At 65.9% G+C, this 7988-nt stretch carries 8 protein-coding genes; 4 read left to right on the plus strand and 4 right to left on the minus strand.

Annotated features, from left to right (window positions below):
- The 4 genes from VEY12_13220 to VEY12_13235 form a co-directional block, all read right to left on the minus strand.
- The coding region (locus tag VEY12_13220; protein HYM41083.1) for a trimethylamine methyltransferase family protein at positions 1-686 on the minus strand (686 nt) is incomplete at its 3' end.
- Positions 687-774: 88 nt separating this feature from the next.
- Positions 775-1182 carry a VOC family protein gene (locus VEY12_13225; GenBank protein ID HYM41084.1) on the minus strand — a complete coding sequence of 136 codons (408 nt, stop codon included), beginning with the start codon at positions 1180-1182 and terminating at the stop codon, positions 775-777.
- A gap of 175 nt (positions 1183-1357) precedes the next feature.
- The gene (locus VEY12_13230; GenBank protein ID HYM41085.1) at positions 1358-3091 is read right to left on the minus strand and encodes a urocanate hydratase; all 1734 of its coding nucleotides are present in this window, start codon (positions 3089-3091) and stop codon (positions 1358-1360) included.
- 110 nt (positions 3092-3201) lie between these two features.
- A complete protein-coding gene (locus VEY12_13235) occupies positions 3202-4173 on the minus strand; it encodes a TFIIB-type zinc ribbon-containing protein (GenBank protein HYM41086.1) in 972 nt (323 codons plus the stop codon).
- Positions 4174-4442: 269 nt separating this feature from the next.
- Here VEY12_13235 and VEY12_13240 point away from each other — a divergent pair, with 269 nt between their 5' ends.
- The 4 genes from VEY12_13240 (at position 4443) to VEY12_13255 (ending at position 7489) form a co-directional block, all read left to right on the plus strand.
- Complete coding sequence (locus tag VEY12_13240) at positions 4443-4871, plus strand: PaaI family thioesterase (protein HYM41087.1); 429 nt, start codon at positions 4443-4445, stop codon at positions 4869-4871.
- Positions 4872-5374: 503 nt separating this feature from the next.
- Entirely contained in the window at positions 5375-5839 is a 465-nt protein-coding gene (locus VEY12_13245; GenBank protein HYM41088.1) for a DUF1801 domain-containing protein, read from the plus strand.
- Between the two features lie 98 nt (positions 5840-5937).
- The gene (locus VEY12_13250; protein HYM41089.1) at positions 5938-6270 is read left to right on the plus strand and encodes a DUF1801 domain-containing protein; all 333 of its coding nucleotides are present in this window, start codon (positions 5938-5940) and stop codon (positions 6268-6270) included.
- Positions 6271-6580: 310 nt separating this feature from the next.
- Positions 6581-7489 (plus strand): Fic family protein, encoded by a 909-nt coding sequence (locus VEY12_13255; protein ID HYM41090.1) that lies wholly within the window; start codon positions 6581-6583, stop codon positions 7487-7489.
- Positions 7490-7988 lie beyond the last annotated feature (499 nt).

Raw genomic sequence — 7988 nt, forward strand, 5'->3', positions numbered from 1 at the left:
GGGGCCACGGGGACGCCTGCGGCGCCGAAGCGGATCAGGGCCTCCGTGGATCCCTCCTCGAGCACAAGCGGGCTGACGGGGCACTGGATCGACGAGAGGATGGGACGGTGGCGGAGTCCTTCGCGGCCGCCGACGACGGCCGCCGCCATGGAGATCATGGCCTCGGCCTCGTGGGCAGACAGCGCCTCGTGCTGGATATGCTTCGTGGTGTTCTCCAGGGTGGTGGCGGTCTCGACGAGGCCGTGGATCTCGCTGGGGACGTCCCCCGCGACGCACATGGGCCACTGGTAGTCCAAGGGCTCCAGGGCGTCGCCCACGCGCGTAAGATCGGCGAGGTCCTTCGTCGTGCTCTCCCGGCGTTCGTCCGTCTCGAGGTCGAGGACGTGCACGCCGCAGCCGTCTGTGGAGACGTATGTGTGGCCGTCGGGCACCCGGATGTCGCGCTTCCCATCCCTCGAAGCCAGCAGGATCTCATGGGGTGCCTTCTTCAGGGACTCGCGCACGACGTCCTCGGGAATCTGCAGCCGCGGACCGCGGTCAACGAGCCGCGCCCCCGCCTTCACGAGGGCCTTCTGGGCGAGGACGCTGTGGACGTGGACCCCCGATTCCGCGAGCAGAACCCGCGTCGCCGCGTCGATCGCGTCGAGGTCCGCCGTCTCGAGCACACGCACCCGCGGGAAGGCCACCCGGTCACCCCGCCCGGGAAGCCGGCCCGAGGGTTTGTCCTTTTCCGATATACCTCCCCGTGCGGCAAGGGCGCGCCGGGGTGATGGCTCAACGTCGTGATCCGAGACGGGCTTCGGACCGGGTGGGCTGGAAGAGCTCGACCGGGTTGCCGGAGGGATCGTCCACGATGATTTGCCGCCCACCGACCCCTTCCACGATGTCGTTGCGGAACCGAGCTCCCGCCTTGCGCAGCGCGGCGACCGTGGCGCCGAGGTCCTCGATCTCGATGGAGAACCGGTTCCACCCTCCCGGCTCCTGCCTCCGGCCATCGGGCATGGGCTGCCCGCCGCCTCCCTGGGGGTTCGGTTGGCTAAGGACGAGGCGCAGGTCGCCCCGCTCGAGCATCGCGAACGCAGAGGCTGGATTCATCACCTCACGGAAGCCAAGGTGGCGGGTGTAGAATGCGATCGCCGAGTCGACATCGTTCACGATGTACCGGACGCTGACCGTCGCCATCGGGACCCCTTGGGTCGTGGCGACCACATCGGTCCCCGGACTTAAGGGCTTGGAGCCACCGTCGCGTGGGCGGCCGGTCCGCCTCCATGAAACGCCGCAAGCCTATCCGGGCGGGCCCTCGTCAAAGGTCTCCCCACAACCTAGCTAGGCAGCAATCGCCTTCGGCGCGGGGGCGTCACTTGCCACGGGCGTGGGGTCCCCGGCGGTCTCGTGTCCCTCTCTCGGGACCGAACGTGGCATGGGGTTCCCACCACAGGGGCACCTTGATCTGTTCGTCCGTCAGAGGTCCCTTGCCCTCCGCGACCTTGCGGGCCGTCTCGTAGCCCGCCTGGGCGTGGCGCACGACGCCGATCCCGGAGTCCGTCGTGAGGCAGGCCTCGAGGCGGAGGTCGGCCTCCTCGCTCCCGTCCGCGATCATCGTGACGCCCGTGTGCACGGCCTCGCCCATGGAGTAGTTCGCCTGAATCGCGACCAGATCGGCCATCGCCGCGGTGTTGAGCAGGGCGTTCAGGTAGGGCCAGTCGGAGATCAGGTCGCTGCCGTCCCTCATCTTCTCGGACTCGAACGTCGGGTTCACGATGGAGCCGGAATCCAGGTTGTCCCGCGAGAACGCCACGGGGCCGGAGACCGGCCCCTCTCGGATCATCCGGTTCACCCGGAGCCCGAACGCCTTGCGCTCCCCGAACCCTAGGTAGCAGACCCGCGCCGGCAACCCTTCGATGGGCAACGTGGACCGGGCGAGCCGGATCCACTGGGTCGTCGTCGCGTCGTGGGGGAACATTTCGAGCACGAGGTCGTCCAGGGCCGCGAGGTCGCTCACCTCCCCGGACAGGCACGTCCACCGGAACGGCCCGCGCCCCATGGTGAACAGGGGCCGGATGTACGCCGCCACGAACCCGGGGATCCGCATAGCCTCGGACTCCGGCATGCCCGCGTCCCGGCACTCCTTGCGGATGCTCGTGCCATACTCGAAGACTTGGACGCCCTTCGCGTGGAAGCCCACCATGGCCTTGAGTTGGCGCTTCATGGACGCCCGTGCCTCCTTCAGGTACGCGTCGCGGTCCTTGCGTCGCGCCGCCTCCGCGCGGGCGGGCGTGTACCCCTCCGCGATGTAGGAGATCGGGTCGTGGCAGGGGCACATCTCCGTGACGATGTCGGGCTTCCAACCCCGCTTGAGCGCCCGCGGGAACAGCTCCGCCGCGTTGCCGACGAGGCCGATGCCCAGGGCGCGCTTCTCCCGCTTCGCTTCCTCCGCGAGCTCGATGCCCTCCTCCAGGGTCTCCGCCTGCACGTCGAGGAACTTCTTGTGGATTCGGACCGGAACGATGGCCGGGTTCGCGTCCACGACCAGGCAGACGCCCCCGTGCATGGTCATCGCCCGTGGCTGGTTCGCCCCCATGCCGCCGAGGCCTGCGGTGAACAGGATGCGGCCGACGAGGGATCCGCCGAAGTGCTGGGCCGCAATCGCGCCCAGTGTTTCGAACGTCCCCTGGATCACGCCTTGCGTGCCGATGTACTCCCACGGGCCCGCGGTGTATTGGGAGAACATGGTCAGGTTCTTGTCCTGCAGGTCGTAGAACACGGGCCACGTGGCACGCATGATGTTCGTGTTCGCCATGACGACCCGCGGCGCCAGGCGGTGCGTGCGGAACACAGCGACGGGCATGCCGGACTGGATGGCGAGGGTCTCGTCACTCTCGAGATGGAGGAGGGCGTCCACGATTGCATGGTAGGACTCCCAGTTCCGGGCACACTTCCCGATGCCGCCGTAGATCACGAGCCGCTCGGGTGCCTCCGCGTTCTCCATGTTGTTCTCGAGCATCCGCAGGAGCGACTCCTGCTTCCAGCCCTTGCACCGCAGGGTCTTGCCGCGCTGCGCCTTGACCGACCGGAGAACCTGGCTCGTCATCGTACTCCCTTCCGGACCCGCGGCGTGAGCGCGCCGGATGAGGGAGGCGGCGACCGGTTATTTGAAGGCTGTTCCCGACCGGTCGGGCGCAAGAGACGAGTCCGCGCAACCTAGGGTCGCGGCGCCTTGGGCACTCGACCCCGAGGGGTCACGACCTCGGGACGGATCGCTCGCATCGCTTGGAACCGGTTCCGGAGGGTGACCTCGCTCACGCCGGCCACCTTCGCGATCGCCTTCTCGGACCGCGGTTCGCCGCACACGAGGGCGGCCAGGTAGATCGCCGCGCCCGCCGTGCCGCACGGGGACACCGAGGTCGCGCTCTCGGGCGGTTCGAAGACCTGGAGGAGCTGAAACGCCTCCCGTTCGACGTGCGCGCTGAGGCCGAGTTCGGAGCAGAACCGTTGGACGTAGTCCGCGGGCTGGGATGCGTGGATGGCCAGGGAGAGCTCCCGGTGTAGGGTGCGGTAGGCGGCGCCGATGCGGGTCTTGCGGATCCCGGTGACCTGCTGAAGCTCGTCGAGGGTCCGGGGCACGCCGTCGATCCGGCACGCGGCGTACACGGCTCCGGCCACGAGGGTCTCGATGGACCGCCCGCGGGCGAGCTGCCGCTGGAAGGCCTTGCGGCAGAGGAATCCCGCTTCGTTCCGCACGGTCTTGGGAAGGGCGAGGAGCGACGCGTACCGGTCCAGGACCCGGATGGCGGTCGGGAGGCTGCGCTCCCCGGGGAACGCGTGGCTTGAGTGACGCTGGAGCTTCTGCATCCGGTAGAACGCGCCCCGCTCCCCGGACGGGATCGCGTTCCCGTGGGCGTCCCGGTGGGGGACGGCGATCACCGTGGTCAGCCCCGTGGCCCCCGACAAGGGATCCCGAGGTGCTCCCGTGTGCGCAAGGCGGGCCGCATCCTCGGGGGCGTACGCGGACCATTCGGGGGACCGGTCGAGCGCGTGGTCCTGGAGCACGAGGCCGCACGAATCGCAGACGAGTTCGCCGCGGACCTCGTCGAGGACGAGATGGATGCCCTTGCACTCGGGGCAGGATTGCTCCTCTTCGGCGTCGAGCTGGGTGCGCGCGGCTTTCGACACGTCAGGGCCTTCCCGCCCCTTCGGGCGGTCGACTACCTCGATAACGCCGTTATATGACCTTATGGTAGGTATTGTAGGGTTTCGGTCGCCCTAAATTTTGGAGAAATCTGGACACTCGAGCGCGATGCGGCTCTTCCCGAGCGTCATATCTGAACCCTCTGCGTGGCCCGAGTCGGATCTCGACCTCTCTGACTGGATTTCCGGTCAGGAGGCCGGACCGCGACCTTGAAGCGAAACGGCGCCATCCGGTGCGAGGAAGTGGGGAGAAGATGGCCAGCCTCGAGCGGAGGACCGAACTGCTTCGACTCTTTCAGGAGCGGGCGCCCATCGCCCGGCTCTTCGGGATGCGCCTTTCCTACAACGAGGAAGGAGGCGCAGTGGTCGACCTCCCGTACAATCCGAACCTCGACCATGCGCTTGGGGGAGTCCACGGCGGTGTGTACGCGACGATGCTGGACACCGCCGGTTGGTTCACCGTGGCCGCAACGACGGACCGTTCCTGCTGGGTGGCCACCTCCGAGTTCTCGGTCCATCTGCTCGAACCGGTCCAGCGCAGCGCACTCCGTTGTGTGGGCCGCGTGGTGAAGGTGGGCAAGCGGCAGGCCGTCGCGGAGATGCGCCTGGAAGACGGCGAGGGCCGCCTCGTCGGACACGGGGTGGGCACGTTCATCGTCCTACCGAACGTGCCGACCACGTAGAAACCCGCGTGGAGCGCGCTCCCTCAAACGAGTTCGACGTCGGCTCAAGTCCCGAAGATCGACCAGGACCACGGTAAGTCCGGGTCCCTGCTTTGGCTAACGTCCCATGACGGCGGATCTGGAATGACAGGCGCACTGGCTGCCCAGAGGGCCACCGCGCCCTTCGCATCCCCTGAACTCAGTAGCTCGAACTGGCGACGCACAAGCTCCTTGTTCTCTTCGAGGCCCGTAGCCTTCCCCCGGCGCGGCGAGAGCGGAAGCTCGGTTAAGGTTTCCGCCGCACACGCGGCCCCTTCCCGCCTTCGTGGCGGGGGAGGTGGACCGCTGGGTCTCATCGCAGTTCTCGAGGCCGGCGTGGCTTCACGAATCATCCACTCGCGACCGAGGAAGTGCAACGCCTCATCGCGGACGTGGCAGGACCGCTCCCGAGAGCCATTCCTGAACGAGAGGAAAGGGTGTAACTTAAGTACGGAATCCGTTTCCGCGAGCGGGAGAGCGGCACCATGCCACCTTCACAGAAGGGCTCATCGAAGTCCGCCAAGAGCGGCACCGCCAGCGGCAAGAAGTCCAAGGGATTCACGGAGGAGGAACGCGCTGCGATGAAGGAGCGCGTCAAAGAGATGAAGGCGGACGAAGCGGACCCGGAAAGCGCCGTGCTCGCGAAGATCGCCGCCATGCCGGAACCGGATCGCTCCCTGGGCAAGCGAGTCCATGCGATCATCAGAGCCAGCGCACCCGCCCTCACCCCGAGACTCTGGTACGGCATGCCCGCGTATGCCAAGGACGGAAGGGTCGTCTGCCACTTCCAAGACGCCGCGAAGTTCAAAACCAGGTATGCGACGCTCGGCTTCAGCGACGAGGCGAACCTCGACGAAGGCGCCATGTGGCCGGTGGCCTTCGCGCTGAAGGAGTTGACGGCCGCCGAAGAGGCGAAGATTGAAGCGCTGGTGAAGCGGGCGGTGGGCTGAGTACGAAAACGACGACAGGTCCTCCCCCGAAAGGGAAGTCCCCGTCTCAACAGATCGATGCCATAATCAAGGATCCGGGTGAGTGGCGGGGCACGAAATTGGCACAGCTGCGTGCCTTGATCAAGAAGGCCGACCCTGCCGTGGTCGAAGATGTGAAGTGGAAGAAACCCTCCAGACCAATGGGAGTCCCCGTTTGGTCGCATGATGGGATAACCTGCGTGGCAGATACGCTCAAGAACGCCGTGAGGCTGACCTTCCCCAAAGGCGCTCAGATGAAGGATCCGAAGAAGCTCTTCAATACGCGTCTAGAAAGCAAGACGGTTCGCGCCACCGATTTCCACGAAGGCGTCCCTGTAGACGAGGCAGCGCTCATGGCACTCGTTCTCGATGCCGTGCGGTTGAACACGCGGAGAGAGCGCGAGCGAAAATGAAATTACGACTACGACAGTAAATCATGCGGCCGCAGAGGGAAGCGCCGACGCGTCTGCGGCGAGGCTTCGAGGAGGCGTTGGCGCTCGGCGCTCAGGCATCTGAGAGTGGATTTGCCGAGCCAAGATCTTGGATCGGATTCAAAAGAGGACACGGACTCGGCGGGATTCGAAGTCCCTTCAACGCTCTCTGCCGTGAACCGTCCATCGCGGGAGCCTCGGCGGCGATATCGGATGTTCTCGAGTCTTGGCGATACCGATATATATCGGGACACGTATCGGATATCCGAAAACAATGCCGATACCGATATCCGTGACTGACCTGCCTCCCGGGGTGTGGGGAAGAGTCCAGCGGAACCTGAAGGAGCTCACGTCCCGTAGACCCCTCGCGAAGGACGTCGTCGAGCGGTTGCATCGGCAATTGCGGCTATACCATACGTACCACAGCAACGCCATCGAGGGGAACACCCTGACTCTGAAGGAGACCCGGCTGGTCTTGGAGCAGGGGTTGACGATCGGAGGCAAGAGTCTCCGTGAACACTTGGAGGCAACGAACAACGCGCAGGCGTTCGACTGGGTCTGGGCGCACGCGAAGCGGGGATTCCGCTTCGACCACGCCGCCTTGCGGGATCTCCACGAACTCATAACGAGGGGGACGATGGAGAGCTCCGGGACGTATCGAAGGGAACAGGTGTGGATCGGCGGCTCCGCTCACGTGCCGCCCACCTCCTCCGAAATCGTCCCGATGCTCGATGAGATGTTCCGGCAGATCCGGAGCATCCGGGAGCCGGTGCTGCGGGGAATCTTCCTCCATCACCGACTTGCCTTCATCCATCCCTTCGTCGACGGGAATGGGAGGACCGCCCGGCTGGCAGCGAACCTCGTCCTGATGAGCGCGGGGTATCCCCCGGTTGTCCTCCGCGTGGAAGACCGCCGGCGTTACTATGCGTTCCTTGAAGAGGCCGATCGAGGACGGAATGGACCGTTCGCGGCGTTCATCCTCCGCGCGGTGGACGAGGGCCTGGTTGTGTTCTTGTCGGCGGCGGATCCCAAGCGCGTGCTCGTCCCGCTGAAGCGGCTCGCCCCCGGAAGCCCGTATTCGCAGGAGTACCTGTCCCTCCGCGCTCGACAAGGAATCCTGGAGGCCGTGAAGATTGGCCGCTCCTGGTACGCGAGCCAACATGCCCTCGACAGCTACGTAGGGTCATTCGGGAGGTCGTGAGGAGCGGAGCCGGTCGGAGCCGACACCTGGTTTTCCGCGGCGGAACTCCACGTGGGATTCGAAACGTTCCCTCAGAACGGCCTTCAATCAGCCCGGATTGACTGCCCACCCCGTGGCATCCTTCCACCGCCCGCCCCTCTCGGGGCGGGCACCTTCCACTTTAATGTTCGCTCACCATTCGGAGACGAGGGTAAGAATGATCGTCCCCGGTACGGTCAGCCTTGACAGGGACTTGCGAGCGCACCACGAATGGGTGTCGAGTAAGCTTGCCGAGATCGAACGCAAGCTAGACGCCCTCGATGCACTCGTGCGTCAGCTCGTGAGCAGGTAGGCGCTGCCTCCGCTACCTTGCGCGCGCGCTCGAGGATATCTGCGCACGGGGGAAGCTGAGGACCAAGAACCCGACTCTGCTCGGAGAAGCGACAAAGAGAGCCCGCCGTAGTTTCCCGCCCCCACCGCCCCGAGAAAAAGGCCAACTCCGTCGGTGGGAAGACTTAAT

The sequence above is a fragment of the Thermoplasmata archaeon genome, from assembly GCA_035632695.1.
Lineage (GTDB): Archaea > Thermoplasmatota > Thermoplasmata > RBG-16-68-12 > RBG-16-68-12 > RBG-16-68-12.

Coding starts and splice junctions, on each gene's coding strand:
- VEY12_13245 (HYM41088.1), top strand. CDS start 5,375: ATGCCACCTTCACAGAAGGGCTCATCGAAGTCCGCCAAGAGCGGCACC.
- VEY12_13230 (HYM41085.1), bottom strand. CDS start 3,091: ATGACGAGCCAGGTTCTCCGGTCGGTCAAGGCGCAGCGCGGCAAGACC.
- VEY12_13240 (HYM41087.1), top strand. CDS start 4,443: ATGGCCAGCCTCGAGCGGAGGACCGAACTGCTTCGACTCTTTCAGGAG.
- VEY12_13225 (HYM41084.1), bottom strand. CDS start 1,182: ATGGCGACGGTCAGCGTCCGGTACATCGTGAACGATGTCGACTCGGCG.